This window comes from Spirillospora sp. CA-128828 (assembly GCF_050945415.1).
Taxonomy (GTDB): domain Bacteria; phylum Actinomycetota; class Actinomycetes; order Streptosporangiales; family Streptosporangiaceae; genus Spirillospora.
In genome coordinates, this window is record NZ_CP191986.1 from 5,819,185 (window position 1) to 5,845,092 (window position 25,908).

A 25,908-nucleotide genomic window follows, 5' to 3' on the forward strand; every position below is an offset into this window, starting at 1 on the left:
GCGTGGAAAAGCCCCCGGCCGGGCGGGGTGGGCCGGGGGCTTCGAACGGGGCCGGATCAGGCGGTGTCGCGGCCCGCGCCCTGCAGCGCGGGTTCGTCCCGGACGTCCTCCTCGTGCACGTAGCGCCGTCCTCGCAGCAGCGACACGAGCGCCGCCACCAGCGACATCGCGATCGCCATGCTGAACACGATGACGAGCCCGTGATGGAACGGCTCGGAGATCAGGTGCGGGAAGTACGAGCGGCCGGTGAGCGTCGCCACGTCGTCCGGCGCGAGCCCGCCCAGCACGTGGAACGGCGCGAGCAGGTTCTGGATCGGGTTGTAGCCGAGGAACGCGGCGAACAGCGTGCCGACCGGCGGCAGGTTCCCCACCTCGGCCGCCGGGCCCGCCGGGACGCCGTGCTCGGCCAGCCCCTGCGTCAGCGTCTTCGGCAGCGTGTTGGACAGCCCCGCGATCATCAGCGAGAAGAAGACGCCGATCGACAGCACCATGCCGGCGTTCATGAACGTGGCGCGCATGCCGGACGCCACCCCGCGCTGGTCCGCCGGGACGGCGTTCATGATCGCGGTGGTGTTCGGGGCGGCGAACAGTCCCGAGCCGATCCCGTTGAGGAAGATCAGCAGCGCGAACGTCGTGTACCCGAAGTCGGTCGGGATGACCAGCAGGCCGGCGAACGCCAGCGCCGACAGCACCAGCCCGCCGGAGGCGAAGGCGCGCGCCCCGTGCCGGTCGGACAGGTGCCCGGAGATCGGCCCGGCCACCAGGAACCCGGCGGTGAGCGGAAGCAGGTAGATGCCCGCCCACAGCGGTGTGTCCTCATAGTCGTAGCCATGCAGCGGCAGCCAGATGCCCTGCAGCCAGATGATCAGCATGAACTGCATCCCGCCGCGCGAGATCGCGGCGAGCAGCCCGGCCGCGTTGCCTGCCGTGAACGCCCGGATGCGGAACAGCGCGAGGTTGAACATCGGCTGCGGCACCCTGGTCTCGATCCAGCAGAACAGCACGAGGACCGCGACGCCGCCCGCGACGCCGCCCAGCACCCACGGGTTCGTCCAGCCCATGTCGTGCCCGCCGTAGGGCTGGATGCCGTAGGTGATCGCGGCGAGCAGCGCGGTCAGCCCGGCGGCGAAGGTCACGTTGCCGAGCCAGTCGATCTTCGCGGCGACCGCCTTCGTCGCGGTCTCGACCAGGCTGCGGTACGCCCAGACGGTGCCGATGATCCCGATGGGCGCGGACGCGAAGAACACCAGCCGCCAGTTGATCTCGCTCAGCAGCCCGCCGGCCACCAGGCCGATGAACGTCCCGGCGATCCCGGCGACCTGGTTGACGCCCATCGCCATGCCGCGCCGGTGCGCCGGGAACGCGTCGGTGAGGATCGCGGCCGAGTTCGCCATCAGCATGGCGCCCCCGATCCCCTGGAACACCCGCCAGCCGATGAGCCAGATCGCCCCGGCGCTCCCGTGCAGCGGGTCCAGCGCGAGGACGAGCGTCCCGACCGTGAACACCGCGAACCCGGCGTTGTACATCCGGACGCGCCCGAACATGTCGCCGAGCCGCCCGAGCGTCACCACCAGCACCGCGGACACGAGCATGTAGCCCATCAGGATCCACAGCAGGTAGCTGACGTTGCCCGGTTCCAGCGGGTTCAGGTGGATGCCGCGGAAGATCGCCGGCAGCGAGATGATCACGATCGAGGAGTTGACCGTGGCCAGCAGCATGCCCAGCGTCGTGTTGCTGAGCGCGACCCACGGATAGTGCTTGGACGGCACGCCGACCCTCCCCAGTCGAATAGTTGCTTCCGCTAACTAATCATATGCCAGGCATACCCCGCCAGACCGGAAAACCTGCCGCGAACGTGACCTCCTAGGATCTCCGGGTGAACGGAAAGCGGAGACACCGGCTCGACGCGGCCGACGAACGCCTCATCGCGTTCTGGCGGGAACGCCACCTGTGCACCCTGGTCACGCTCCGTCCGGACGGGACCCCTCATGCCGTCCCGGTCGGGGCCACCCTGGACGGCGGCACCGTCCGCGTGATCACCTCGGCCGGCTCGGCGAAGGCCCGCCACGTCCGCCAGGCCGGCGAGGCCGGCCTGCCCGTCGCCGTCACCCAGGTGGACGGCCGCCGCTGGTCGACCATCGAGGGCCGCGCGACCCTCAGGACCGACGCCGCCTCCGTGGCCGACGCGGAGAACCGCTACACCGCCCGGTACAAGCCCCCGCGCCCCAACCCCGACCGCGTGGTCATCGAGATCACCGTGACCCGCGTCCTGGGCAGCCTCTGACGGGGCGGCCCCGCACCGGCGGCTTCAGTGCCGGTGGGCCTCTTGGAGCGACCGGCCGGACAGGCGGGCGGCGACGAGACCGGAGAAGTTGGGGCAGTCCCGGAGGTCCTCGTGGGGGCACTGCAGAGCGTGCTCGATGGCGTCACGGGCCGCCTGCGCCCTGGCGATCTGCTCGTCCAGTTCGGCCTGCTTGCGACGGGCGAGCCGGCGCCACTCGTCCAGCCCCGCGCCGGGAAGAGGCAGGAGGGCCTTCTGCTCGGTGAGCGAGAACCCGGCGTCGCGCAGGATCAGGATGACGCCGACCAGCGCGACCGCCGATTCGGGATAGCGCCGCTGACCGGAGATCCTGGCGGGCGCGGGAAGCAGGCCGAGTTCTTCCCAGTACCGGAGGGCCGAGGCGGCGACGCCGGCGCGGCGCGCCAGCTCTCCGATGGTCAGCACATGATCGGACATGTTGCCTTCGAGCGTACTTGAAGGCAACGAATCCCGCCGTGAAAGCAGATCACTGCGATCGGCGGTCAGTAGGCGCAAGCGGATGCGCAGTGAGCGGTGCCGCCTGGTGAGTTCACGGTCGCTCCTGGGCGATGGCCACGGCGGCTTGGCCGAGGCTGACGCCTCCGTCGTTGGGCGGGACCCGGTGGTGCGTCAGCACCTCGAAACCCGCGGCGGTGAGGCCCGACACAGCGCGTTCCAGCAGGAGCATGTTCTGGAACACGCCACCGGAGAGAGCGACCACGCCGAGCCCGTTGCCCGCGCGGATGCGGGACGCCGCGTCGACGATCAGCGCCGCGACGCCGTTGTGGAACCGCGCGGCGATCACCGGGACGGGGACGGCCGCCCTCAAGTCGGCCACCACCGCCCCGATCAGGTCGGCGCCCGCGGCCGTGAAGGCGGACGTTCCGCTGAGGGACACCGAGTACGCGGAGAACTCGGCGGGGTCGGCCTGCTGCTCCAGTTCGACGGCGGCCTGGCCCTCGTAGTTGATCCGGTCCCGGACGCCGAGGACGGCGGCGACCGCGTCGAACAGGCGGCCCATGCTGGACGTGAGCGGGGCGTTGACCCGGCGCCGGGCCATGTCCGCGACGGTGGACCAGCCGGGGCGGCGGGCGACCGGCAGATCGTCCGGCACGCCGTAGGCGGCCGCCATGCGCCAGGGCTCGCGGATCGCGGCGGCGCCGCCCGGCATCGGGACCGGCTCCAGATGCCCCGCACGCTCGAAGCCGCGAAGGTCGGCGACCAGGAACTCGCCGCCCCAGAGCGTCCCGTCCGTCCCGTACCCGGTGCCGTCGAACGCGACGCCGATCACCGGCCCGTCCACCCCGTTGTCGGCGAGGCAGGACGCGATGTGCGCGTGGTGGTGCTGGACGGCGACGGCGGGCAGGTCCTGGTCGAGTGCGTACTTGGTCGAAAGGTACTCGGGGTGCGGGTCGTGGGCGAGGAGTTCGGGGGTGATGTCGAACAGTCGCCGGAAGTGCTCGACGCCCTCCTCGAAGGCGCGGAGGGTCGCGTAGTTCTCCAGGTCGCCGATGTGGTGGGAGAGGAACGCCCGGCCGCCGCGGGTCAGGCAGAACGTGTTCTTCAGTTCCGCGCCGCAGGCCAGCACGGACGGGCCTTCGGCGACGGGAACCGGCTCCGGCGTGTACCCGCGCGACCGGCGGACCGGGAGCGGCCGGCCGCGGAAGACCCGCAGCACCGAGTCGTCGGTACGCGTATGGATGGGCCGGTCGTGCATGACGAAGGCGTCGGCGATGCCGGACAGCCGTTCCAGTGCGTCGTCGTCGCGGTGGGCGATCGGCTCGTCCGTGACGTTTCCGCTGGTCATGACGATCGGCTCGGTGACGAGGAGGTGGTGCAGCGGCGTGTAGGGCAGCAGGAGGCCGACCGCCCGGTTCCCCGGCGCGACCGCATCGGCGAGCACCGCGTCCGGGCGGCGGCGGGCCAGGACGATCGGACGCCGAGACCCGGTGAGGAGCGCCTCTTCGGCTTCGGAGAGGACGCACAGAGCCCGCGCCGCGGCCAGGTCGGGGACCATCACCGCGAAGGGCTTGTCCTCGCGGTGCTTGCGGGAGCGCAGCGCGGCGACCGCGTCGCCGTCCGCCTTCGCCGCCAGGTGGTAGCCGCCCAGGCCCTTGACGGCGAGGACGGCGCCCTCCGCGAGCATCGATCGCGCGACGTTCAGCGGGTCGGCGGCGGCGTGCGGGCGCAGGGTCAGGGACGGGCCGCAGCCGGGGCAGCACACCGGCTGGGCGTGGAAGCGGCGGTCGGCAGGGTCCTCGTACTCGGCGGCGCATGGCTTGCACATCGCGAAGCCCGCCATGGTCGTGTTGGGACGGTCGTAGGGGACGTCCGTGACGATCGTGAAGCGCGGCCCGCAGTTCGTGCAGTTGATGAACGGGTATCCGTAGCGCCGGTCGGCCGGATCGCGCATCTCGCGGAGGCAGTCGTCGCAGGTCGCCGAGTCCCACGACACGAGCGCCCGGCGTTCCCCCGACCCGTCGCTGCCGACGATGGCGAACCCGTCGCGCCCGTCCGCGTCCAGTTCACGGGTGGTGACGCGCTCGACGACCGCCAGCCGGGGCGGGCGCGCGCGCAGGCCGTCCAGGAACCGCCCGACCGCGTCGGGTGCGCCCTCGACCTCGATGAACACGCCGCCCGCGTCGTTTCCGACCAGCCCGGACAGCCCGAGCCCCGTCGCGAGGCCGTGCACGAACGGCCGGAACCCGACGCCCTGCACGACCCCCTCGACGCGGACGCCGACCCGGACGTCCACCCGGCCATTGTCCCGTCCGGGGCCTGCCGGGCCGGGAAGCCGCCGCGCGAGGCGTGTCCGCGGACGCGCCGCACCGCGATGGCGGACGACGCCGCCATCGCGGTCAGGCGAGAAGGCCGCGGCTCATTCGGCCGCCCCGGTGTAGGCGGCGATGGTGCGGTCCGCGGACGCGCGCGCGGCCGCCTCGTCGGCGCCCGAGGCGACGTGCGCCTTGAACCATGCCTCGCCGCTCTGCCGGCTGAACTCCTTGCCCTCGTCGGTCACGGGCCAGTCGGCGCCGACCTCGTCCGGGGCGCTCCCGCCGGACGCCAGGTGCAGGCTGAGGCCGAGGAGCCCCATGTCCCAGCCGATGCCGACGGCGCCCGGGCCGAACTCGCCCCATCGGTCGTCGACGTGCGCGATGTGCTCCAGCTCGAATCGCGCCCTGCCGTCCTCCTCGGGGGTCAGCCGCACCTCGATCCAGCTGGTCTGGCCGCCGTACTCCCAGGTGGCGGAGAAGCTCTTGGGCGGGTCGCAGCGCTCGATCGTCCCGCCGGCGTTGCCCTCCAGCTGGTACCGGCCGCCGAGCCGCAGGTCGCCGGAGACGGGCAGGAACCAGCGGGCGATGCGCTCGGGAATGGTGACGGCGTCCCACAGGTCCTCGACGCCGGTGTCGTAGACCTGGCTGACCGTGCAGGTCCGTGCGGTGCCGGCCTCCAGTACGCGTTCGCCGACCGTGCGGCGGACGGCGTTGATCTGTCCCGTCACTTCGACCATGACTCGCTCCCTGGGTCGCTCTCCGTCTGGCGGCGTGCGCGCTTGCCGCGGGCGATCTCGGTCGCCAGCGCGTCCAGATGCGGCGTCCAGAAGCGGCGGAAGCGGTCGAGCCACGCGTCGACCTCCTGCAGAGGCGCCGAGTCGACGGCGTAGAGCCGGCGCGTCCCCTCCGCCCGCACGACCGCGAACCCGCTGTCCCGGAGCACCTTCAGATGCTGCGACACGGCGGGCTGCGAGATCCCGAACTCCTCGCGGATGACCGCCGTCACCTCGCCGGAGGAGCGCTCGCCGTCGGCGAGCATCTCCAGGATCCGGCGGCGGACCGGGTCGCCCAGCACATCGAATGCGTGCACGAAGGCCAAGCTACAGGAACGGCTTATATAAGCCAAGCCTTAAGAATCATCGGCCGCTGAGAAGCTCCTCGAAGGGGACGGGGTCGCCGAACGGGTCGTCCTTCGGCGCAGCCGGTCGGGCGGCCATGAGGGCGGCCAGTTCCGTGCCGGCCCGGGTGATCCGGTCGGGCAGGGCACGGTCGCCGCTCCCCCAGTCCTCCGACGCCGCGTAGACGCCGGTCGGGACGACGGCCGCGCGCAGGTAGGCGAACAGCGGGCGCATGGCGTGGTCGATGGCCAGCGAGTGCCGGGCGGTACCGCCGGTCGCGCCCAGAAGCACCGGGACGCCGTCCAGGGAACCCCGCTCCAGGACGTCGAAGAAGGTCTTGAACAGGCCACTGAAGGAGGCGTTGAAGACGGGCGTCACGGCGATGAGGCCGTCGGCGTTCGTCACCGTCTCGACGGCGGAGCGGAACGTCCCGGAAGCGAAGCCGGTCAGGGTCGCGTCGACCATGGCGTGGGCGTGGTCGCGCAGTTCGATCGCCTCGACGGCGACGTCCGCCGCTATGGCGTCCGACGTCGCCGCGGCGAGCCGGTCGGCCAGGAGGCGGGTGGACGACGGCTGCCCGAGGCCCGCTGAGACGAGGGCGAGCGTGGTCATCGCACCTCCTCGGTGAGGCGGGAGGCGTGGGTCGGCGCTGTCGCGGGGACGTGCGCCGGGCGCAGCGACTCGAACTCCTTGCGCAGCACGGGGACGACCTCCTCCCCCAGCATGTCGATCTGCTCCAGGACGGTCTTCAGCGGCAGGCCGGCGTGGTCCATCAGGAACAGCTGGCGCTGGTAGTCGCCGAAGTGGTCGCGGAACGTCAGCGTCTTCTCGATCACCTGCTGCGGGCTGCCGACCGTGAGGGGCGTCTCCGCGGTGAACTCCTCCAGGGACGGCCCGTGCCCGTACACGGGGGCGTTGTCGAAGTACGGGCGGAACTCGCGGACGGCGTCCTGCGAGTTCCGGCGCATGAAGACCTGCCCGCCGAGGCCGACGATCGCCTGGTCGGCGGAGCCGTGGCCGTAGTGCTCGAAGCGCTGCCGGTACAGGCCGATGAGCTGCTGGAAGTGCTCCTTGGGCCAGAAGATGTGGTTGGCGAAGAAGCCGTCGCCGTAGTAGGCGGCCTGCTCGGCGATCTCCGGGCTGCGGATCGAGCCGTGCCACACGAACGGCGGGACGCCGTCCAGCGGACGGGGCGTCGAGGTGAAGGACTGCAGCGGCGTGCGGAACTTGCCCTCCCAGTCGACGACGTCCTCGCGCCAGAGCCGGTGGAGCAGATGGTAGTTCTCGATGGCGAGCGGGATGCCGTCGCGGATGTCCTTGCCGAACCACGGGTAGACGGGGCCGGTGTTGCCGCGTCCCATCATCAGGTCCACCCGGCCGCCGGCGAGGTGCTGGAGCATCGCGAAGTCCTCGGCGATCTTCACCGGGTCGTTGGTGGTGATCAGGGTCGTCGCGGTGGAAAGGATCAGCCGCTCGGTGCGGGCCGCGATGTAGCCGAGCATCGTCGTCGGGGAGGACGGCACGAACGGCGGGTTGTGGTGCTCGCCGGTCGCGAAGACGTCCAGCCCCACCTCCTCGGCCTTGTCCGCGATCGCGACCATGGCCTTGATCCGCTCGGCCTCGGACGGGACGCGCCCGGTCGTCGGGTCGGGGGTGACGTCGCCGACCGTGAAGATCCCGAACTGCATGCCGTCCTCCAGGTAGTAGAACTTTCAACCATCCTACCGAACCGTGCCGGACGGGCGGGTATTCCTGGCACTCAGGGCCGGGCGACGGCCCGGGCGGCCGGCAGGAAGAGGTGGCCGCTCAGCGCGCCCCGGAGCGTCCGGAACCCGGCGACGGCCCAGGCCGCGACGAGGAGAAGGTAGAGGATCACGGCAAGGTCGGCCAGTGCGTCCACGCCGGTCATCCTGGACAGGCCGGACGCGCCGGTCACGCAGGTTCCGACGGGGAAGGTGAAGGCCCACCATGTCATCGCGAACGGCATGCCGCCGCGTAGCGCCCGCACGTTCGCCGTCCCCGCCAGAACGAGCCAGAGCATCGCGAAACCCATGACCGGCGTGCCGTAGAGGACGGCGAAGGCGCGCATCGCCGCCGTGTAGCCGGGGGCGGCCCGCCCCGCCGCCTCCGCGATCTGGACGACGGCCGTCGTGGACTGCCCGAGCGGCCCGAGCACGAGGAAGAGCGTCGGGGTGAGGGCGACCGGCGACGGCCGGCCGCCGGCGAGCCGCGTCCAGATCCCGGGGAGCAGGACGAGCGTGGCGAGCAGGCTCGCGCCGAACATGCCGTAGCAGCCGTAGAGCAGCGTGGCGCGGGCCTGCCCCTCCGGCAGGTGCGGCACGAGCGCGGGCCCGAGCGCGGCGGCGACCATGGGCGCGACGACGGGCAGCAGCCAGGTCGGATCCGCGGACCCCGGTTCGAGCCGGTGCCTGGTGATCATCAGGTAGGGCACGCCGGCGGCGGCGGCCACTGCGTAGATCGTTCCGACGGTCCAGAGGACGGCGTCCAGCACGATCGCCGCCCCGGTTCCGATCACGCCGGGGCCGAGCACGAGCGTCCCGTAGCCGACGGCGAGCAGCGCCATGGGCGGGCAACCGTAGAACACGGCGGTCGCGGGGTTCTCCAGGAGCTGGAACCGCGCCACGTCCCCGTGCCGGGCGAAATGGACGGCCCGCGCCGCCACGAGCGCCATGAGCATCACGAGCGAGAGCGCCCACACGGCGACGGCGAAGCCGTGCAGCCCTGGGACGTCAACCGGCAGCGCGCTCGCGCCGTTCGCGACGATGGACGTGCCCATGACGGCCGCATACCAGTTGGGTCCGAGGTGGCGGAACACGTCGGCCGGGCGGTCGAGCGCGCTCAGCGGGGCGCCGGTCACGGAGTGGAGGCTCATGAGACCCAGGCTCCGCTCTCGCATGAGCCATCAGTAGAGGTCATGCCTCTATGAGGTCATAAGGCACCCTTATGGGCACCGTAGGATCGGCGTCATGGCCGTTTCGCACCGCGTCCCCGATCTGGCCGCCCTCGAACTGCTGCTCGCCGTCGTCCGGCTGGGCAGCGTCGGGCGCGCCGCGGCCGAGCTCGGCGTGACCCAGCCCGCCGCCAGCGCCCGGATCCGCTCGATGGAGCGGCAGATCGGCGTGGCGCTGCTCGAACGGTCGCCGCGCGGCTCCCGCCCCACCGAAGCGGGCGCGCTGGTCGCCGAGTGGGCCCGGCAGGTGGTCACGGCGGCGGAGGCGCTCGGCGCGGGCATCGACGCGCTGCGAGAGCAGCGGGACGGGAGACTGCGCGTCGTGGCGAGCCTGACGGTCGCCGAGTACCTGATGCCGGGGTGGCTGGTGACGCTCAAGACCGTCCGTCCCGGCGTGGCGGTGACGCTGCGCACCGCCAACTCGACCGTGGTCGCGGAGCAGGTCCACGGCGGCGGCGCGGACCTGGGGTTCGTCGAGGGCGTGCGAACGCCGCCGGGCCTGAACGGCACGGTGGTCGCCGCGGACCGGCTCGTGGTCGTGGTCGGCCCGGGCCACGCCTGGGCGCGGCGGCGTTCCGGGGTCTCCGCGGCCGAACTGGCGGCCACGCCGCTCGTCCTGCGCGAGGAGGGTTCGGGGACGCGCGAGGTCCTCGACCGGGCGCTCGCCGCGCACGGCGGGACGGCGCCGCCGCTGCTCCAGCTCGCGTCCACCACCGCGCTCAAGGCGGCGGCCGTCTCGGGCGCCGGCCCGGTCGTGGTGAGCGACCTCGCCGTCGCGGACGAACTCGCCGCCGGGCGGCTGATCCGCGTCCCCGTCCCCGAGCTGGACCTCTCCCGGCCGTTGCGCGCGGTCTGGCCGTCCGGCCAGCGGCCCGCCGGCCCCGCCCGCGACCTCCTGGCCCTCACCCGCCCGGGGTCCTGAGGGGCGCTCAGGCGGGGGCTTCGGCGCCGGCCCGGAGGGCCTGGATCTCCAGGGAGATCGCGATCTCGTCGCCGAGCATGACCCGGTCGCCCTGCAGCGGGACGTTGAACTCGATGCCGAAGTCGCGGCGGCTGATGGACGCGGTCGCGGTGAAGCCCGCGCGGACGCCGCCCCACGGGTCGGAGTCCACGCCGTGGAACTCGGTCAGCAGCCGGACGGGGCGGGTCACGTTCTTGATCGTCAGGTCGCCGACCAGGTGGTAGCGGGGCGCGCGGGCGCGGCGGCCCACGGTGGCACGTTCCAATCCGGTGCCGGCGAACATCATGACCGGGTGCCGCCGGACGTCCAGGAAGTCGGCGGAGCGGACGTGCTCGTCCCGCTCGGGGCTGCGTGTGTCGATCGAGCCCATCCGGATCTCCGCGCGGGCGGTCGAGTCGAGCGGGTCGTCCGCGATCACCACCTCGCCCCCGAAGTCGGGGAACGAGCCGCGCACCGTCGTCATGAGGTGCCGGATCGTGAAGGTGATCTCGGAGTGGACCGGGTCGATGGTCCAGCGGCCGGCTTCGAGGTCGGACACCTCGGCCCCCATGAAAATCCCCCCAAACATTGACAACCAGGAAAAACTACCGCATATCTCCCCTGGTCTGCCGGGGGCCTCCGGGGGAATGCTCAGGACATGATCGGTGAACATGTGCTCGCGGGTTACGTCCAGGACGCGGGCGGCCGGGAGGCACTCGACCTCGCGCGCGGGATCGTGATGCTGACCGGCGGCCGGCTGAGCGTGGCGACCGTCCACCCGCCGGACCTCCCGGCCGCGGCCGGCGAGGCGCGCGCGGTCCTGGACCAGTTACCGGACGTCCTGGACGGGCAGCCCGCGGACCTGCTCGTCCAGGAGGGCCGCAGCGTCGGCAGGGGGCTGACCGTGCTCGCCAGCCGGATCGGCGCCGACCTGATCGTCGTCGGCTCCCCCGACGGCGGCGCCCGCGGCCGCATCGGGGTCGGCGCCGCCGCCGACCACCTGCTGCACTCGGCGACGGAGGCCGTGATGCTCGCCCCGTCCGGCTACACCCCGCCGGACGACCTGGCCCGCATCACGGTCATGTACGTCCGGCGGCCCCAGTGCGACGAGGCGGTCATCCGGGCCGCCCAGGCCGCCGACCGCCTGGAGGTGCCGCTCCGCCTGGTCACGCTGGCCATCGGCGACGTGAACGGCGAGCGGCTGCGCGACGACCTGGCCCTTGCCATCCGCCTCGCCCTGGACTCCGCCGACCTGCTCTCCGAGGACGTCTCCGCCGACCTCGCCGAGGGCGACGACGTCGCCGACGCCCTGGACGACGTGGACTGGCTCGACGGGGAGCTGCTCGTCTGCGCGTCCAGCGAGGACGCCGCGGCCCACCGCGTCTTCGTCGGCGAGGTCGCCCTCAAGGTCCTGCGGGCCGCGCCGTGCCCGGTCACCGTCCTCCCGCGTGGCTACTACTAGGTAGTCCCTTTTGGCCGGTTGTGCGGAACGACTTGCCGCTCCCCGTTTACCTCCGCTACATTCCGTCGAGATCGGAACGTGACCTTGGAACCGCGGTCTGGGGCCTTGGCGCGTTCCGTCCCCCCGGTCGGGCGTCACCCTGCCCGAACGAGCGAGGTGCGGCAGGGAGCGAGATGGACCCGATCGGCAAGAAGCTGCTCGACATCGCCCAGAAGGAACTCGGCTACACCGAGAAGGGCGACGGCTACACGAAGTTCGGCGAGTGGTACCGCAAGAACGTCGACGGCGACCACGACGAGTACTTCTCGACGGCGCCATGGTGCGACATGTTCCTCGCCTGGGCCGCCGACAAGGCGGACGTCACCGATCAGGCCGGGCAGTTCGCCTCCACCATCGAGCACGCCAAGTGGTTCAAGAAGAACGACGCCTGGGGCCACGACCCTGAGCCAGGCGCCATCGTCTTCTACGACTGGAACGGCTCCGGCGACATCGACCAGGTCGACCACGTCGGCATCGTCGAGAAGGTCGACGGCCACACCCTCCACACCATCGAGGGCAACGCCGACGGCTACAAGCTCATGCGCAAGACCCGCGACATGGACAACGTCGTCGGCTTCGGCTACCCATCCAAGATCAAGGTCGAGGCCAAGTACGCCCCGAAGCACGCCGCGCCGGCCCCCACCGTCGACCGGATCGGCTCCCCCGTCACCTCGACGCACGCCCAGGAGCAGGAGCACTCCGCCGCCCCCGAGCATCTCCCCACCCAGGAGGTCGTCCTCGGCGGCATCCTCGCCTTCGTCCTCTGCGGCACCGTCGCGCTCGCCGCCGGCCGCGCCGCCGCCGCGAAGGCCCCCACGACGCCGCCGATCCGCGTCCGCAAACGCGGGAAGCACCACCGCCCGTCCACCCCCGTCGCGCTCCCGGCCGACGTCACCCCGGCCGACCTCGACGCCGCGGACGCCAGCACCACCCTGATGCCCGCCATCTCCCTCGCCGCCGCCCACGAGGCCGAGGACCGCGAGTTCTGGGGCCGCATCGCCCACCTCGAAGAGGACAAGGAACTCGACTTCTGGAACACCCTCCACGCGGAGCTCACCGACTCGGAGCCCGCTCAGTACGCAACCACTCCCGGATTCCGCTAGAGTTGTCCATGCGAGCCCGGAGGGCGACCTCCGGACAGACAAGCGGACGTGGCTCAGTTGGTAGAGCATCACCTTGCCAAGGTGAGGGTCGCGGGTTCGAATCCCGTCGTCCGCTCTGAGAGGCCCCCGTCAGGTCTCGCTCTGGTGGAGTGGCCGAGAGGCGAGGCAACGGCCTGCAAAGCCGTGTACACGGGTTCAAATCCCGTCTCCACCTCGCAAGGGCGATTAGCTCAGTGGGAGAGCGCTACCTTGACACGGTAGAGGCCACTGGTTCAATCCCAGTATCGCCCACCACACAAGCCCAGGTGGCAGCACCGGCTGTCACTCACGGTAGGCAAGAATTGATCCCTTGACCGTGATATGACCGTGGGACACGCCATCACCCGCCGGTCAACCGGATCCCATTGCGGGTGTACGCCAGCGCCGCGAGCGCGGTGTCACCCGCATCCGGAAGGGTGTGCAGGTACCGCTCGGTGGCGCGCAGGCTGGCATGTCCCAGGCGTTCCCGTACGATCTGCACATCGGCTCCTCCGGCCAGCACCCGGCCCTGGCACGGCTGATCCTTACCTTGCGCCCGGCGCATCGCCCGGTAATGCGCATACGCCCTGCGGCAATGCGCGCAGCGGCAACGGCCCATCGAATAGCCCGTCAACGTGCCGTGCCGGTAGGTACGGCCGGCCGAGTTCGGCGCCGTCGCACCCAGGTCACCACCGCCCGGCAACAGCGGCGGCACCGGACGTAGTGGTTGTGCCGGCGCGGCAAACAACAGGTCACTCGGCCCTAGGTGGTGCGCGGACGCAAAGTCGGTGCACCGCCATCACCCTGTGAAATCAGCCAGATCCCGACCGTGACATGACCGTAGCCCGCGCTCACACCGCGCCTCGCTCCCCGATCAGTGCAGGTCAAGACCTCCTCGCTTCAGCAAGTCATCCTCCCGTCAAGCGATCGATGTTCAATTTCAGAACCGGGCAGGTCCAGCAGAGGGCGCAGCACCGCGCGACCAAGGCACCATGCGGATCAAGTCACGCCTGGGTCGTGTTGCCCAAACCCTGCATAACCGGCACCTGTGGGACGGAATCCTCAACCGCCCTCCCGGATCCAGCGGCGCACGCGGTTCGCGGACAGGAACCCGATCGCCAGCCGCGCCACCGAGCCGTTGAAGGGCACCGGAACGGCACGACGGACCAGAGCCAGCCATGGAGGCTTCGGAGAGGCAGCGGTGGTCGAAAACCCCTCCACCTCATCGGTCAACAGATCACCATCAAAGCGGCCCCCACTTCTATGAACGGATCGCCACCGCCGGCGCTTCAAACCGCTGATCCCCGAAGCCGTCGCAGCGCTCAACACCGGCTGGCTACGCCACGCCGGACCTCAACCGCCAGGGCGGCCGCCCTCGCCAACCGCGCATATGTTCCTCATCCAGCAACTCCACCGCCCCGACGCGCCCTGTCGGTTGTGGTCGGGGCGGTGGTTTGGCCTGGCGCGTGTCAGTGCTTTGGGGTGCAGCGGAAGTTGGCGGCGTCGTTGGTGCTGCCGTGGCCGTTGTAGTGGGGCACGGCGGGCCAGCGGCACAGTGGCCGGGTCATGTCGCCGTTGCGGCCCAGCAGGGTGTTGGGGGCCTTGCCGTGTTCCACCCATGTCACCAGCGCGGGGAGGGGATCGGCCGGGGCGGCGCCGGTGCCGCCCGCGCAGTGCTCGACGCCGGGGGCCATGAAGAGCCGGGCGAATTGGCCGGTGCGGTGCGGCCCGCCCATCGTGGCCGTGACGCGTTGATAGTAGTCGATGGTGCCTTGGGGGAAGATGAGCTGGTCGGCCGACCCGTGCCAGATGATCAGTTTCCCTCCCGCGTTGCGGAAGGCACGCAGGTCAGGGTTATCGGTGCCGAGCACGTCGTGGTATTCGGTGCGGGACTGGTCGAAGTAGTCCGCGAAATTGGCCGTGGTCACGCTGCGCCAGTCGAAGGCGGGGTTCTTGGCCAGCCACCATTTGAACCAGTCGACCGTGATCGGGAATGGTGTCGGGACGCTTCCGGCGGTGCTTCCGGCGAGTCCGGCAAACGTCGTCCCCGGCGTCAGTCCGTACCAGAGGAACGAGCCGTTCTTGCGGCGCGGTCCCTGCCAGATGCGTTTGACGACGGCCGCGTCCTGGGCGGTGATGGTGCCGCAGGCGGTCTTCATACCGATCAGCGTCGAGGGATCGAAGCGGCAGACACGCGGGTCCATGATCTGGTCGGTGACGCCGTCCTTCGCGTCGCAGGCGTTGATCACGGCTTGGTTGATCGCGTCGAACTTGCATTGCGGGATCACGTCGTGGGCCTGCCGCATCACAACCTGGGGCCACAGTTCGGCCGGGAGGAATCGGTCCCAGTTGATGGCGGGCGCGGCCGAGAGGACGCCGTCGTAGTCCTGCGGGTAGCGCTGGGCCTCCATCAGACCCTGCCGGCCGCCGGTGGAGCAGCCGTTCCAGTACGAGTAGGCGGGCTGGCGCCCGTAGTAGGCGTGGGCCACGGCCTTGCCCTTGACGGTCAGTTCGTGAAGCGATCGGTAGGCGAAGTCCTTGATCTGGTTCCGCTTCATTCCGGTGGGTGACCATGCCCAGTCGCCCGTCAGCGGGGTTCCGGTGTGTCCGGTGTCGGTGGACGCCGCGGCGTAGCCCGCCTTGGCGGCGTCGTCCGGGGGTGTGAGGATGCCGTCGTAGCCGCCGCCTCCGACGCCCTGGAAGCGTCCGTTCCAGGAGTGCACCGGCAGGGAGATCGCGATGTTGATGCTCTCGGGGACGAGCAGAGTGATGTGGCAGATGGCCGGAGTCGTGGTGGTCTGTTCGGCGCTGGTGACGCGGGTGCCGTCGGTGAAGGTCAGCTGGGCCAGACCGGCGCAGGATCGGATCGGTTCTCCCTGCCGCGACGTGGTGGCGTGGCCTACCGAGGCCAGGCCCGTCAGGCCGGCCGCCACGATCAAGGTGAACAAGACGGAAATCCATGATCTGCCGGTGGGGCGGGGCGGTCTCATGTGGTGGTTTCCTCTCTCTCCCCGAGTCCTGGCCGAGATGGGCCGCGCGGTTGATCAGCCCACGCCGAGGAGGGTGTGGGCGCGGTCGCGGTCGCGGCGGAAGTCAGCGGTGGGGCTCCGGTGGACGATGCGTCCCTTCTGCATCACGGCCACCTCGTCGGCGAGGCGGAAGGCCATGTGCAGGTCCTGTTCGACCAGGACGGCGGTGATGCCCTCGGCGCGCAGGCCCTTCAGCACCTCGGCGACGTGGTCGACGATCGCGGGGGCGAGGCCGTCGGACGGCTCGTCCAGCAGTAGCAGCCGCGGGTTGCGCAGCAGCGCCCGGCCGATGGCCAGCATCTGCTGCTCGCCGCCGGAGAGCTGATCGCCTCGGTGGGTGCGGCGCTCGGCCAGACGGGGCATCAGCTCGTAGATCCGTGCAGGCGTCCAGCGGCCACGCCGGTGGCCTTCGGCGGCAATGCGCAGGTTCTCCTCGACGGTGAGGGGCGCGAACACGCGGCGTCCCTGGGGGACGATCGCGACGCCGTTGCGGGCGATGGTGTGCGCGGGTCGCCCGGCGAGTTCGCGGTCGTGAAGGCGGATGCTGCCGGAGTAGGGCCTGAGCATTCCCATCACCGTGTGGATGAAGGTGGTCTTGCCCACGCCGTTGCGGCCGAGCAGCGCCACCGCGGCGCCTTCTGGAACGGTGAAGTCGATGCCGTCGAGCACGGTGGTGCCCGCATAGCCCGCGTGCAGATCGGAGACGGTGAGCAGGTTCGTCATCGCGATCCTCCGGCGTCGGTGAACAGGTCCTCGGTCCTGGCCGAGCCGAGGTAGGCGCGCTGGACGGCCTCGTCGGCGCGGATGGCTTCCGGCGGGCCGGAGGCCAGGACTTTGCCCAGGTGCAGCACGGTGACCCGGTCGGCCAGCCGGAACACCACATCCAGGTCGTGTTCGACGATGAGAACCGTCAGTGTCGGGGGAAGCTGCTCCATCAGGGTCACGAACCGTTCGGTCTCGGCTGCGGACATCCCCGCGGTGGGCTCGTCGAACATGACCAGAGCGGGTTGGGTGGCAAGGACCATCGCGACTTCCAGTTGTCGCCGTTCGCCGTGGGACAGGTCGGCCACGGTGTCGTGTGCCCGCCCGGCCAGCCCGACCGAGTCCAGGTGACGGCGAGCTTCCGCCTCGGTGTGCCGGAATCGTCGTGCGGCCCGGTCGAACCGGTGGGCCACTTTCTGGACGCGCTGGGCGGCGAGCGCGACGTTGTCCAGGACGGAGCAGCCGAGAAACAGGCTGGAGTGCTGGTAGGTGCGCAGCATGCCGCGGCGGGCTCGTTCCGATTCCGGCAGTGAGGTGACGTCGTGGCCGCGGAACAGGACGCGTCCGGCTGAAGCACGCAGCGTCCCGGCCGCGGTCGCGAACAGCGTGGACTTGCCGGCGCCGTTGGGGCCTATGAGCGCGTGCCGCTCCCCCTGGGCGACCGTCAGGTTCACCTGGTCAACCGCGGTGAGCACGCCGTAGGAACGGGTCAGCCCCTGCAACTCCAGAACGGGGGTCACGACGATTTCTCCTTCCGGCGACGGGCACGGGTGAGGCCTGCCAGGCCGCGTGGCATCAGGAAGACGACCGCGATGAATACCGCGCCCAGCACCAGCGGCCCGTGGCCCCCCACATAAGCCGACAGGTTGTCCCGGACCAGCAGCACCAGAGCCGCGCCCAGGCACGGCCCCCACAGGCTGCCTGAGCCTCCGATCACCACGCTGAGCAGGGCGAGCGCCGCGACCTCGAAACCCAGGTCCCCGGGCGAGATGAACCGGGCCTGCGCCGCCCACAGGGCACCGCCCACCCCCGCGACCGCTCCGGCCAGGCAGAAGACCCCGTAGCGGGCCAGCGCCGGGCGGTAGCCGAGCGCCCGCATCCGCGGCTCGTTGTCACGCACGCCGCGCAGCGTCCGGCCATAGGGGGAACGGGCGACCAGCGCCACCGCGGCGAACACTGAGACCGCCACGGCCAGCACCCACCAATAGACGAACCCCGCCGCGAGCAGCGTGGGGCCGCCCAACAGGCTGATCGGGGGCATCCCTGCCAGGCCGTTGCTGCCGCCCACGGCCGACCAGGAGTCGGCGACCTGGTGCACCGACTCGCCGATGGCGAGGGTGAGCATGAGGAACACGATCCCGCGGGCGCGTACGGCGACCCAACCGGTGACGGCTGCCGCGACCAGCCCGGTCACCAGGCCCGCGAGCGTCTGCACGATCGCGTCCGGCGTGACGTGCAGCCCGACCAGCACGGCTGTGTAGGCGCCGACACCGAAGTAGGCCGCCTGCCCCAGCGTCGGCAGTCCCGTGACCCCGGTCAGCAGGTCGACGCTGAGTACCAGGACCGCGAACGCCAGCATCCGGGTCATGGTCGTCACCGGATAGGGACCGACCACCACCGGGACCGCGAACAACAGCGTCAAGACGGCCACGGCGATCACGGTCTTGCGGCGCGTCCGCCCGCCCGCCGCACCGTCATCGATCCCGGTGTCGAGCAGGCCGGGCGTGGACGCGTCGACCTTCATGGTGTGCGCGCCACCGTGTGCCGGCTTCACGCGTGCACCCCCGCCCGCGCCGGCAGCAATCCCGCCGGGCGCAGCAGCAGCACCAGCGCCATCGCCGCGAAGATGAGGAACGAGGCGTACTCCGGCAGCAGCGCGGTGCCCAGCGCCTGCACCTGCCCGATCAAGACGGCGCCGAGCAGCGCACCGCGAACCGAACCCAGGCCGCCGACCACCACCACGACCAGTGCGAGCAGCATCACCTTGTCGTCCAGGCCGGGCTGGGCCCCCAGGATGGGACCTGCCAGCACACCGCCTGCCGCGGCCAGCGCGGCGCCCGCCGCGAACACCCCGACCAGCACCCGGCCGGTGTTGACGCCCAGCGCCGCGACCATGGCGCGGTCCGCGACGGTGGCCCGGATCACCGCGCCCAGCGAACTGCGCTCGACCAGGACGTAGACCGCCAGCGACAGCCCGACCCCAAAAGCGATCACCAGCAGCCGGTAGACCGGGTAGGTCTCACCGGCCACCCCGATGCTGCCGCCGACCGGCGCGGGAGCGGCGATGGAGTGCACGTCATTGCCGAAGGCCACCGACAGCAGTTCGGTGGTCACCAGGGCGACGCCGAGTGTGAGCAGAGCCTGGTCGAGATGGTGCGGCGTGGCCCGGCTCAATCCGGCCAGCACGCCCCCGAGGACGGCCCCCGCCGCCGCCGCGGCCAGCACCGCCAGGACGAAGGACGGCAGGCCTCCGGCGTCGCCGACGACCGCCACCGCGACGTACGCGCCGACCAGGTAGATCGCGCCGTGGGCGAGGTTGAGGACGTCCATCATGCCGAACACCAGGGACAGGCCCAGCGCGATCGCGAACAACAGGGAGCCCATCGCCAGCCCGTTGAGAACGGTGACCAAGTAGGTTGCCATCCGGTCCCGCTCAGCCCAGGTCGCCGATGATCGCGTTGACGTACGTGCCGCCGTTGGCCTTGACCTCGCGCAGGTAGTACTTCTGCTGCACGTTGTGGTCGCCGTCGAAGGTCCACTGCCCGCGCGGGCTGTCGATCGTCCCGACACCGCCCAGCGCCTTGACCAGCTCGTCGCCACCGGTACCGGACGCCAGCGCCTTGTCGAGCACTGCCGCTGCGTCGTAGGCCTGGACGGCGAAGACGGTCGGCGGCTTGGCGGTCTTCTTGCGGTAGGCGTCCACGAACTCCTTGTTGCGCGGGTTGTCCAGCTCGGTGGAGTAGTGCAGCGAGGTCTTCACGCCCACGGCAGCCTGGCCTTGTGCGGCGAGGACCCCGCCCTCGGTGAGGAAGCCTGGCCCGTACAGCGGCACCTTGCCCGTCAGGCCGAACTGCTTGTACTGCTTGACGAAGTTCACCGCCTCCGCGCCGCTGTAGAACGTGTACACGGCCTTGGCGCCCGACCCTCGGATCGCCGACAGGTACGGCTGGAAATCCTGGGTCGTGCCGAATGGGGTGTACTTCTCGCCAGCGACCTTGCCGCCCGCCGCCTCGAAGGTCTTGCGGAACCCGGCCACCATCTCCTTGCCAGCGGCGTAGTCAGGGGCGATGAGGTAGACCCTGCCCTTGACCTCCTTGGCCACAGTCGGCCCCAGGGCGCCGGACACCTTGCCGTTGCTGAAGCTGGTGCGCCAGATGTACCGGGACTTGCGGGCGCCGGTGATGGCGTCGGCCCCGGCGTTGGCGATTATCAGCGGTTTCTTCGCCTCGTCGAAGAAGTCCCGCAGGCCCAGCGCGGTGGCCGAGTTGACCACGCCGACCACCGTGGTGACCTGATCCTGAGTCACCAGTTTCTGGGCGGCCGGCACGCCGGTCTGCGGGCCCTCGCCCTCGTCGGCCGTGACGACCTTGACGGTGCGTCCGCCGAGCTTGCCGCCGTGCTGGTCCAGGTAGAGCTGGAAGCCGTTGCGCATGTCCTGGCCGAGCGGCGCGTACACGCCCGACAGGGGCACCAGGAGACCGATCTTGACGTCGCCACCGGACTTCCCGCCGCCGGACTGGCCAAGACTTGATCCGCAGCCCGACAGCGCCAGGGCGCACAAAGCCACCCCGGCGATCGATCTGATTGGGGAGAAGACGGGGAGAGCGCCCATGATGACTCCTGAAGATGGAGAAGTGGGCAAGAATCTACATCTCCTGGAATCGGCGTCAAGAGTCTGTCGAAGACAGAGTTATCGAATACCAGCAGGACAGCGCCATCTTTGGGGGGCAACAGCCCCGACCTTGACCTCCGCACTGTCGACAGATATAAAGCGGTCTCACATCGATCTGTTCAGTGACAAGGCGGCCCGTCCCAGGGACGGCCTTCCTTCCCCTCGGGTGCAGTCACCTGCTCACCGGCTCACCGGCTCAGCGAGCCTCCTACAAGGACAGGAGAAGACGATGGCCCTCGACCCCGCAGCGCAGGCCGTGCTCGACATGCTCCAAGCGCCCGGCGTGCCGCCGCTCAACGATCTGCCCGTACTCGAGGCCCGCGACGCGTACACGGGCCTGTCGGCCCTGGCGGGCGAGCCGACGGAAGCGGCCCGGACGGAGGACCTGGTGGCCGCGGGGGTCCCGGTCAAGCTGTACTGGCCGGACGGTGAGGGCCCGCACCCCGTCCTGATCTGGATCCACGGCGGCGGATGGACGCTGGGCAGCGCCGCCGGGTCGGACGCGACGGCCCGGGACCTGTGCCGTCGCGCCGGCTGCCTGGTGGTGAACGTCGACTACCGGCTGGCGCCCGAACATCCCTTCCCTGCCGCCGTCGAGGACGTCACGGCCGTCGCCAAGTGGGCGTCCGGCGAGATCGGGGCGCTGGGCGGCGACGCCGCGAAAATCGCCGTGGGCGGGGACTCGGCCGGGGCCACCCTCAGCGCCGTGCTCGCCTGCGAACTACCCGGCGTCTTCGCCCTGCAGGTGCTGGTGTACCCGGCCACCGACCTGGCACGGCCGCACCCCTCGGTCGAGGAGAACGGCGAAGGCCTGCTGCTGACCAAGGCGGCCATAGATTGGTTCACCGGCCACTACCTCAGTGGTGGTGCCGACCCGCGCGATCCGCGCGTCTCACCCCTCTACGCCGACGCCTCGACGCTGGCCACCGCCCCTCCGGCGCTGGTGATCACGGCCGAGTACGACCCACTGCGCGACGAGGGCGAGGCGTACGCCGACCGGCTGAGCGAGGCCGGTGTCGCCGTCGAGCACGTCCGCTACGACGGCCAGATCCACGCGTTCTTCACCATGCCCGCAGCCATCCCCGCCGCCAGAGACGCCCTAGAACAGGCCGCCACGGCCCTCCGACGCGCCTGGGCATGACCCGTTCCGGGCGGGGACCAGGTCCGGTGCGCCATCAGGCTTGCCTGCTGATCCGTCCCCACTCGCGCGTCCCGTCCGGAAGCCACTTGGCGTGTTGCCGCTGAAACAGCTTCGCGGCGCGAACGCCGCCCCATCCCTCGGGGAGCAGTTCCTTGGGAAGCGCGGGATCGACGAGCGGAAGCCGACGCCAGGCGTGCACGAGCCGCGTGAGCCGCACCAGCGGATCGCTGGAAGGCTGCCGTTTGAACGCCGCGAGGAACGCCGCGTACTCCCGCTCGACTTCGTCGAGGTCCCACGCCTGACCGACGAGAGTCGACAGCTCTCCGCCGGCGAGGTACTCCGAAAGGAAGATCTGGGCATCCTCGTGCATCCCGGCTTCCTGCAGGATGAACTCGGCTTCCTTCACCCGATCGGTATGGGTGCTGATCCAGACTCCGGGGACCGGGTTACCGAAGCCCGCCCAGCTCAACCGCGTGCGCAGCAGGTGACGGCCCGCCCGGTTGGTCTCGGCGCCTCGCGCCAGCACCACCAGCCACCGGCGATCCCACTCCCGCTGGGTCGCGGTGAAGCCGAAGATCCGCTGTGCGCCGAGGTCAAGGAACTCTTCGAAGGCAGGACTGAGATGCCACCACGTGTAGCGCCCCTGACGTCTGGAGGTGAGCCAGCCGTCCGCCGAGGCACGTGTCAGGGCCTGCCGGCAGGCCTTCTCGTCAACGCCGAGACGACCCAGCACATCGATGAAGGCGGACGTGGGCGCAGGTCGCCTGGCCGGGCGCACGTACTCACCGAGAACTGTGATCAGCAGCCCACGGGCCCCGCCCGTGCCCGCCGCGTACCGGCGCGACAGAACGAACCTCTCCTGGGAGGCGTCCCCGAACGCGGCAGTGGACGTGATGCTCTCTCGCGGCTCAGCCATGCCCACACCGGTAACCGGCCATCCAAGTGCGAGCGGGACCTGAGCGCATTCGGGCATTCTATTGCCACTCGCTCCTTCCCCCGATCTCCGGCCAGCCGGTAGTCCTGCCTGGGCGGACTCCCGCCGGCGCTTCACTCGGCTTGCCCCACAACCGACCGATCACCTGTTGCGATCACCCCTGGAATCCAGATCGACTGTGGGACCTCTACTCGTCCCTGAACCCCTACGGCGGCCTCGTGGCGGCTGGCACCAGCGAAGTTGGAGGCTGGCCACTGCGATCATTCACCGGCTGAACCAGGGTGGGCTCGTCGGTCAGGAGCAGGCCCTTGGTGAGCTGGATCGTCGGCAGCTCCTGGAACTCCAGCATCACGACGCCCGGGGCGCCCTGCCCGGCCTTCAGCACCGTCTTCAGCTTGGTGTACTCGTCCTGGCCGACACCTGGCTGGACCCAGTCGACCTGAACGTCCTTGTGGGTCCTGTTGAACTCGTCGACGACCGGCTTGAACGACGGGTACCACGCCCACACCTTGATGTGCACCGGGCCGCCGGAGGCGGAACTTCCGCCGCCGGAGCCGCCGCAGGCCGCCAGGAGCGCGCCGGCGACGACGGCGGACACCGCTGCGGTCACGGCGCGGCGGAGGGAACCGGCCTTCTGCTGGGGGGCATGAGCATTCTCCTGAGTGAGGTGCTGGGGTGCGGGGCTGGGAGACGGGGCGGAGGCCGGCGATGGGCGCGAGGTATCCGAAGACTTCCTCGCGGGTTGTGATCTCTGTTACGCGCTTGCAGCGCTGCAAGAGTATTACCCGAGGTCTTGCCACGCTGCATGAGGTAACGCGGCAAAACTTCAGCAGGTCGACCCCCGATGCCAGGCGAAGGTGACTGATGGAAAGACGCGTCACGCTCAGCGACGTGGCGGCGCGCGCCGGCGTGTCCAGCCGCACCGTGTCCAACGTGGTCAACGGTTATGCGCCGGTCGCGGAGGCCACTCGCGCCCGGGTGCAGAAGGCGGTGGACGAACTCGGCTACAGGCCGAACGTGCTGGCGCGCAACCTCGCCGCCGGGCGCTCAGGCCAGATCGCGTTCGTCGTGCCGTATCTGGACACGCCGTACTTCGTCGAACTGCTGCAGGGCGTCATCCGTGCGGCCCGCGTCCAGGGATACAACGTCCTGATCGACCAGACCGACGGCGGCGCGGAACATGAACGGATGTTCCTCACCCGCGGCTCCCAGCAGTTGCTCTTCGACGGGGTCATCTTCAGCCCACTGGGGCTCGGCCAGTCGGATCTGTCCGCCCGCGATCCGAGCCTGCCTCTGGTCGTGCTGGGTGAGCGGGTCAGCGACGGCTCCTTCGACCACGTCGGCATCAACGACGTCGCCGCCTCCCGGGAGGCGACCGAGCACCTGCTCGGCCTCGGGCGGCGCCGCATCGCGGCGATCGGCGACCAGCCCTACCCGACTGGTGAGGCCGCCCAACTGCGCACCCGCGGCTATCGGCTGGCCCACGAACGCGCCGGGGTCCTCGTCGACGAGAACCTGATCATCGCCACGCCGCGCTTCAACCGCTCCGACGGCGCCGGCGCCATGGCCCACCTGCTCGAACTCGACGAGCCCCCCGACGCGGTCTTCTGCTACAGCGATCTGGTGGCCCTGGGCGCCATGCACACGCTGGCCCGCCGTGGGCTGCGGATACCCGAGGACGTCGCCATCGTCGGCTACGACGACATAGAGGACGGCAGGTACTCCAATCCGCCCGTCACGACGATCTCACCGGACAAGAAGATGATCGCCGAGACGGCGGTCGAGCGGCTGCTCAAGCGGATCGGCAGCGCGGCGCCGATGCCCGGTCTGGAAATCCGGGCACCGCATCGGCTCGTCGTACGCGAGAGCACCATCGGGCGGCAGGCCGGACACCCCACCCGCCACGAGCAGCAGGTGTCCGGATAGGTGCTCTACAAACCCGGTGCGGTTCACCCGGCAGGCCTGCTGGATCCTTGACCTCCAAGCTCGCGTTGGTGGTCGCGCATGCCATCGGTAGCCTCGCGGGTCATGAGTCGAATCGCCCGTTATGGAAAGCTGACCGCCCAGGATGGCCGAGGCGGTGAGCTCGCCGATCTCCTGCTGGCCGCCGCCGGTCACCGCTGTGCTTGAGCAGATCAAAGGCAGCCCGGACACGGCCGCTGCAGTGAAACTCATCCAAGCGGCCGAAATGATCGCACTGGACTTGCTCGGCGGTAAGGGCCCTGGGGACGTCGCTGGAACTGCCTGACGTTGCCGGAAGCGCGCCGACCGTCCAAGGAAACGATCACGCCCGATCCGGAACGACGCAGCTCACAGCCACCGCGCGGCCTGCAGCAGCATCCCCTGTTGTCCCAACGAGATGGTCGACATCGCCCGGGCTGGCCTCACAGCTTCGTGCGTGAACCCTTGCGTGCGAACCGGTATGCCGAAACCGGTGGTCCGACGCTGGCGATCCGCGACAGCCGGCGGGTGTTCACACCGCCGATCGATGGCGTGCAGGCCAGCGACCACGACGGCTTGGTCGCCGACCTCGGGCCCGAGCAGTCGGCGGCGCTGCGGAGGTAGCAGTGCAGCGAGGTCTTGGGGATGTGAGTTTTCGGCGGCGATGACGCCGAGGGAGTGGCCAGACTCGGCGCCGGGCCTGGCGCCGCGCCGCTGGTCAATTTTCCGCAGTCGCCTGCACAGATGCTGGACTTCCTCTGCACATCCTCGATCACCGTGGTGCGCAGGGCTACGCGGTCAGTTCGCTCAGCGTGCTCATTGCCTGGTCGAGGAGTGCGGACAGGGGGGTCTTGCCGTCGCTGATGGTCCAGGTGTCGATGGCGGCGTTCAGGCAGGCGATCGCTGAGGCTGCGAGTGCGCGGGCGCGAAGCTCGCTGGCCGGGTCGTTGCCGAGTCGGTGGGAGATCTCCGGGACCAGGATGCTTTGCCAGCCTTGTGTCCTCTGCCACTGGTGGGTCATCAGTGCGCAGGCGTCGTTGAGCAGCCGTATGAAATTCAGGGTTTGCTCGGGCTGGTCGGGATCGGTCTGGGTGATCACGTCGAAGGCGCGGCGCAGTGAATCCCAGGGACGCTCGTGTGCGGGGCGGGCGGTGAGTGCGGCGGCGATCTGGTGGCCGACTTCGCCCAGCTTGCCGAGGACGACCTCTTCTTTGGTGCCGAAGTACCGGAAGAAGGTGGTGCGGGACAGGCCCGCCTCGGCGGCGATCTGCTCGACGGTGGTGTTGTCGTAGCCCTGCTGGGCGAACAGCCGGAACGCGACGTCGCTGACCTCGGCGCGCATCGCGGCTCGGGTCCGCTCGCGCAGCGAGGGCTGCGCGGGGCGGGGGGTGGCGCGGGCTGGGGAGGTCTTGGAGGTCTCGGCCATACCGCAAGTGTACACAGACCCTATATGGTACTTAGTTCCATGTTGAGCTACAGTCGCTC

General features: G+C 70.4%; 27 protein-coding genes and 3 tRNA genes. 10 read left to right on the top strand and 20 right to left on the bottom strand.

What is annotated here, in order from left to right; all coding sequences use genetic code 11:
• Positions 1 to 56: 56 nt before the first annotated feature.
• A complete protein-coding gene (locus ACQPXG_RS28300) occupies positions 57 to 1,769 on the bottom strand; it encodes an MFS transporter (protein ID WP_433462157.1) in 1,713 nt (570 codons plus the stop codon).
• 107 nt (positions 1,770 to 1,876) lie between these two features.
• Here ACQPXG_RS28300 and ACQPXG_RS28305 point away from each other — a divergent pair, with 107 nt between their 5' ends.
• Positions 1,877 to 2,284, top strand: a complete 408-nt coding sequence (locus ACQPXG_RS28305) for a PPOX class F420-dependent oxidoreductase (protein ID WP_433462158.1) — start codon at positions 1,877 to 1,879, stop codon at positions 2,282 to 2,284.
• A gap of 24 nt (positions 2,285 to 2,308) precedes the next feature.
• Here ACQPXG_RS28305 and ACQPXG_RS28310 read toward each other — a convergent pair whose 3' ends face one another.
• From ACQPXG_RS28310 to ACQPXG_RS28340, 7 genes are all read right to left on the bottom strand, one after another.
• The gene (locus ACQPXG_RS28310; RefSeq protein ID WP_433462159.1) at positions 2,309 to 2,737 is read right to left on the bottom strand and encodes a MerR family transcriptional regulator; all 429 of its coding nucleotides are present in this window, start codon (positions 2,735 to 2,737) and stop codon (positions 2,309 to 2,311) included.
• A gap of 112 nt (positions 2,738 to 2,849) precedes the next feature.
• The gene (gene hypF / locus ACQPXG_RS28315) at positions 2,850 to 5,054 is read right to left on the bottom strand and encodes a carbamoyltransferase HypF (protein ID WP_433462160.1); all 2,205 of its coding nucleotides are present in this window, start codon (positions 5,052 to 5,054) and stop codon (positions 2,850 to 2,852) included.
• Between the two features lie 123 nt (positions 5,055 to 5,177).
• Positions 5,178 to 5,810: an SRPBCC family protein gene (locus ACQPXG_RS28320; RefSeq protein ID WP_433462161.1), complete on the bottom strand. Its 633-nt coding sequence runs from the start codon at positions 5,808 to 5,810 to the stop codon at positions 5,178 to 5,180.
• Entirely contained in the window at positions 5,798 to 6,163 is a 366-nt protein-coding gene (locus ACQPXG_RS28325; RefSeq protein ID WP_433462162.1) for an ArsR/SmtB family transcription factor, read from the bottom strand. The genes ACQPXG_RS28320 and ACQPXG_RS28325 overlap by 13 nt, the downstream gene beginning before the upstream one ends.
• A 46-nt stretch (positions 6,164 to 6,209) precedes the next feature.
• Positions 6,210 to 6,803: a CE1759 family FMN reductase gene (locus ACQPXG_RS28330; protein WP_433462163.1), complete on the bottom strand. Its 594-nt coding sequence runs from the start codon at positions 6,801 to 6,803 to the stop codon at positions 6,210 to 6,212.
• Positions 6,800 to 7,879, bottom strand: a complete 1,080-nt coding sequence (locus ACQPXG_RS28335; RefSeq protein WP_433462164.1) for an LLM class flavin-dependent oxidoreductase — start codon at positions 7,877 to 7,879, stop codon at positions 6,800 to 6,802. The genes ACQPXG_RS28330 and ACQPXG_RS28335 overlap by 4 nt, the downstream gene beginning before the upstream one ends.
• 71 nt (positions 7,880 to 7,950) lie before the next feature.
• A complete protein-coding gene (locus ACQPXG_RS28340; protein ID WP_433462165.1) occupies positions 7,951 to 9,084 on the bottom strand; it encodes a TDT family transporter in 1,134 nt (377 codons plus the stop codon).
• Positions 9,085 to 9,178: 94 nt separating this feature from the next.
• Between ACQPXG_RS28340 and ACQPXG_RS28345 the strand changes: the two genes are divergently transcribed.
• A complete protein-coding gene (locus tag ACQPXG_RS28345; protein WP_433462166.1) occupies positions 9,179 to 10,084 on the top strand; it encodes a LysR family transcriptional regulator in 906 nt (301 codons plus the stop codon).
• Between the two features lie 7 nt (positions 10,085 to 10,091).
• Here ACQPXG_RS28345 and ACQPXG_RS28350 read toward each other — a convergent pair whose 3' ends face one another.
• Positions 10,092 to 10,673: a YceI family protein gene (locus ACQPXG_RS28350; RefSeq protein WP_433462167.1), complete on the bottom strand. Its 582-nt coding sequence runs from the start codon at positions 10,671 to 10,673 to the stop codon at positions 10,092 to 10,094.
• An 87-nt stretch (positions 10,674 to 10,760) separates the two neighbouring features.
• Between ACQPXG_RS28350 and ACQPXG_RS28355 the strand changes: the two genes are divergently transcribed.
• The 5 genes from ACQPXG_RS28355 (at position 10,761) to ACQPXG_RS28375 (ending at position 13,000) form a co-directional block, all read left to right on the top strand.
• The gene (locus tag ACQPXG_RS28355; RefSeq protein ID WP_433462168.1) at positions 10,761 to 11,564 is read left to right on the top strand and encodes a universal stress protein; all 804 of its coding nucleotides are present in this window, start codon (positions 10,761 to 10,763) and stop codon (positions 11,562 to 11,564) included.
• A 173-nt stretch (positions 11,565 to 11,737) separates the two neighbouring features.
• Entirely contained in the window at positions 11,738 to 12,706 is a 969-nt protein-coding gene (locus ACQPXG_RS28360) for a CHAP domain-containing protein (RefSeq protein ID WP_433462169.1), read from the top strand.
• A gap of 42 nt (positions 12,707 to 12,748) precedes the next feature.
• Positions 12,749 to 12,821, top strand: a tRNA-Gly gene (locus tag ACQPXG_RS28365).
• Positions 12,822 to 12,849: 28 nt separating this feature from the next.
• Positions 12,850 to 12,920, top strand: a tRNA-Cys gene (locus ACQPXG_RS28370).
• Between the two features lie 5 nt (positions 12,921 to 12,925).
• Positions 12,926 to 13,000 (top strand) — tRNA-Val (locus ACQPXG_RS28375).
• Between the two features lie 85 nt (positions 13,001 to 13,085).
• Here ACQPXG_RS28375 and ACQPXG_RS28380 read toward each other — a convergent pair.
• The 8 genes from ACQPXG_RS28380 to ACQPXG_RS28415 form a co-directional block, all read right to left on the bottom strand.
• Positions 13,086 to 13,439: a hypothetical protein gene (locus tag ACQPXG_RS28380; RefSeq protein WP_433462170.1), complete on the bottom strand. Its 354-nt coding sequence runs from the start codon at positions 13,437 to 13,439 to the stop codon at positions 13,086 to 13,088.
• 347 nt (positions 13,440 to 13,786) lie between these two features.
• On the bottom strand, positions 13,787 to 13,957 hold the full coding sequence (locus tag ACQPXG_RS28385; protein WP_433470181.1) for a hypothetical protein: 171 nt from the start codon (positions 13,955 to 13,957) through the stop codon (positions 13,787 to 13,789).
• 236 nt (positions 13,958 to 14,193) lie between these two features.
• Positions 14,194 to 15,672 (bottom strand): tannase/feruloyl esterase family alpha/beta hydrolase, encoded by a 1,479-nt coding sequence (locus ACQPXG_RS28390; RefSeq protein ID WP_433462171.1) that lies wholly within the window; start codon positions 15,670 to 15,672, stop codon positions 14,194 to 14,196.
• A gap of 96 nt (positions 15,673 to 15,768) precedes the next feature.
• Complete coding sequence (locus ACQPXG_RS28395; RefSeq protein WP_433462172.1) at positions 15,769 to 16,476, bottom strand: ABC transporter ATP-binding protein; 708 nt, start codon at positions 16,474 to 16,476, stop codon at positions 15,769 to 15,771.
• Positions 16,473 to 17,255, bottom strand: coding sequence for an ABC transporter ATP-binding protein (locus ACQPXG_RS28400; protein WP_433462173.1), 783 nt, complete (start codon positions 17,253 to 17,255; stop codon positions 16,473 to 16,475). Before ACQPXG_RS28400 ends, ACQPXG_RS28395 begins: the two co-directional genes overlap by 4 nt.
• Positions 17,252 to 18,289, bottom strand: a complete 1,038-nt coding sequence (locus ACQPXG_RS28405) for a branched-chain amino acid ABC transporter permease (RefSeq protein WP_433462174.1) — start codon at positions 18,287 to 18,289, stop codon at positions 17,252 to 17,254. The genes ACQPXG_RS28400 and ACQPXG_RS28405 overlap by 4 nt, the downstream gene beginning before the upstream one ends.
• Positions 18,286 to 19,158, bottom strand: a complete 873-nt coding sequence (locus tag ACQPXG_RS28410; protein WP_433462175.1) for a branched-chain amino acid ABC transporter permease — start codon at positions 19,156 to 19,158, stop codon at positions 18,286 to 18,288. The genes ACQPXG_RS28405 and ACQPXG_RS28410 overlap by 4 nt, the downstream gene beginning before the upstream one ends.
• Before the next feature lie 10 nt (positions 19,159 to 19,168).
• The gene (locus ACQPXG_RS28415) at positions 19,169 to 20,347 is read right to left on the bottom strand and encodes an ABC transporter substrate-binding protein (RefSeq protein ID WP_433462176.1); all 1,179 of its coding nucleotides are present in this window, start codon (positions 20,345 to 20,347) and stop codon (positions 19,169 to 19,171) included.
• A 289-nt stretch (positions 20,348 to 20,636) separates the two neighbouring features.
• On the opposite strand from ACQPXG_RS28415, the gene ACQPXG_RS28420 reads away from it, so the two are divergent.
• On the top strand, positions 20,637 to 21,548 hold the full coding sequence (locus tag ACQPXG_RS28420) for an alpha/beta hydrolase (RefSeq protein WP_433462177.1): 912 nt from the start codon (positions 20,637 to 20,639) through the stop codon (positions 21,546 to 21,548).
• A gap of 34 nt (positions 21,549 to 21,582) precedes the next feature.
• On the opposite strand, the gene ACQPXG_RS28425 is transcribed toward ACQPXG_RS28420, so the two are convergent.
• Together ACQPXG_RS28425 and ACQPXG_RS28430 are read right to left on the bottom strand one after the other, a co-directional pair.
• Positions 21,583 to 22,464, bottom strand: a complete 882-nt coding sequence (locus tag ACQPXG_RS28425) for a PaaX family transcriptional regulator (protein WP_433462178.1) — start codon at positions 22,462 to 22,464, stop codon at positions 21,583 to 21,585.
• Between the two features lie 223 nt (positions 22,465 to 22,687).
• The gene (locus ACQPXG_RS28430; protein ID WP_433462179.1) at positions 22,688 to 23,092 is read right to left on the bottom strand and encodes an extracellular solute-binding protein; all 405 of its coding nucleotides are present in this window, start codon (positions 23,090 to 23,092) and stop codon (positions 22,688 to 22,690) included.
• Between the two features lie 254 nt (positions 23,093 to 23,346).
• Here ACQPXG_RS28430 and ACQPXG_RS28435 point away from each other — a divergent pair, with 254 nt between their 5' ends.
• Both ACQPXG_RS28435 and ACQPXG_RS28440 read left to right on the top strand, forming a co-directional pair.
• Positions 23,347 to 24,408 carry a LacI family DNA-binding transcriptional regulator gene (locus tag ACQPXG_RS28435; protein WP_433462180.1) on the top strand — a complete coding sequence of 354 codons (1,062 nt, stop codon included), beginning with the start codon at positions 23,347 to 23,349 and terminating at the stop codon, positions 24,406 to 24,408.
• A 468-nt stretch (positions 24,409 to 24,876) separates the two neighbouring features.
• Positions 24,877 to 25,047 (top strand): hypothetical protein, encoded by a 171-nt coding sequence (locus tag ACQPXG_RS28440; RefSeq protein ID WP_433462181.1) that lies wholly within the window; start codon positions 24,877 to 24,879, stop codon positions 25,045 to 25,047.
• Between the two features lie 166 nt (positions 25,048 to 25,213).
• Here ACQPXG_RS28440 and ACQPXG_RS28445 read toward each other — a convergent pair whose 3' ends face one another.
• Positions 25,214 to 25,849: a TetR family transcriptional regulator gene (locus ACQPXG_RS28445; RefSeq protein ID WP_433462182.1), complete on the bottom strand. Its 636-nt coding sequence runs from the start codon at positions 25,847 to 25,849 to the stop codon at positions 25,214 to 25,216.
• Positions 25,850 to 25,908 lie beyond the last annotated feature (59 nt).

Coding starts and splice junctions, on each gene's coding strand:
- ACQPXG_RS28310 (WP_433462159.1), bottom strand. CDS start 2,737: ATGTCCGATCATGTGCTGACCATCGGAGAGCTGGCGCGCCGCGCCGGC.
- ACQPXG_RS28435 (WP_433462180.1), top strand. CDS start 23,347: ATGGAAAGACGCGTCACGCTCAGCGACGTGGCGGCGCGCGCCGGCGTG.
- ACQPXG_RS28415 (WP_433462176.1), bottom strand. CDS start 20,347: ATGGGCGCTCTCCCCGTCTTCTCCCCAATCAGATCGATCGCCGGGGTG.
- ACQPXG_RS28355 (WP_433462168.1), top strand. CDS start 10,761: ATGATCGGTGAACATGTGCTCGCGGGTTACGTCCAGGACGCGGGCGGC.
- ACQPXG_RS28320 (WP_433462161.1), bottom strand. CDS start 5,810: ATGGTCGAAGTGACGGGACAGATCAACGCCGTCCGCCGCACGGTCGGC.
- ACQPXG_RS28345 (WP_433462166.1), top strand. CDS start 9,179: ATGGCCGTTTCGCACCGCGTCCCCGATCTGGCCGCCCTCGAACTGCTG.
- ACQPXG_RS28395 (WP_433462172.1), bottom strand. CDS start 16,476: ATGACGAACCTGCTCACCGTCTCCGATCTGCACGCGGGCTATGCGGGC.
- ACQPXG_RS28410 (WP_433462175.1), bottom strand. CDS start 19,158: ATGGCAACCTACTTGGTCACCGTTCTCAACGGGCTGGCGATGGGCTCC.
- ACQPXG_RS28330 (WP_433462163.1), bottom strand. CDS start 6,803: ATGACCACGCTCGCCCTCGTCTCAGCGGGCCTCGGGCAGCCGTCGTCC.
- ACQPXG_RS28445 (WP_433462182.1), bottom strand. CDS start 25,849: ATGGCCGAGACCTCCAAGACCTCCCCAGCCCGCGCCACCCCCCGCCCC.
- ACQPXG_RS28335 (WP_433462164.1), bottom strand. CDS start 7,879: ATGCAGTTCGGGATCTTCACGGTCGGCGACGTCACCCCCGACCCGACG.
- ACQPXG_RS28350 (WP_433462167.1), bottom strand. CDS start 10,673: ATGGGGGCCGAGGTGTCCGACCTCGAAGCCGGCCGCTGGACCATCGAC.
- ACQPXG_RS28425 (WP_433462178.1), bottom strand. CDS start 22,464: ATGGCTGAGCCGCGAGAGAGCATCACGTCCACTGCCGCGTTCGGGGAC.
- ACQPXG_RS28360 (WP_433462169.1), top strand. CDS start 11,738: ATGGACCCGATCGGCAAGAAGCTGCTCGACATCGCCCAGAAGGAACTC.
- ACQPXG_RS28340 (WP_433462165.1), bottom strand. CDS start 9,084: ATGAGCCTCCACTCCGTGACCGGCGCCCCGCTGAGCGCGCTCGACCGC.
- ACQPXG_RS28420 (WP_433462177.1), top strand. CDS start 20,637: ATGGCCCTCGACCCCGCAGCGCAGGCCGTGCTCGACATGCTCCAAGCG.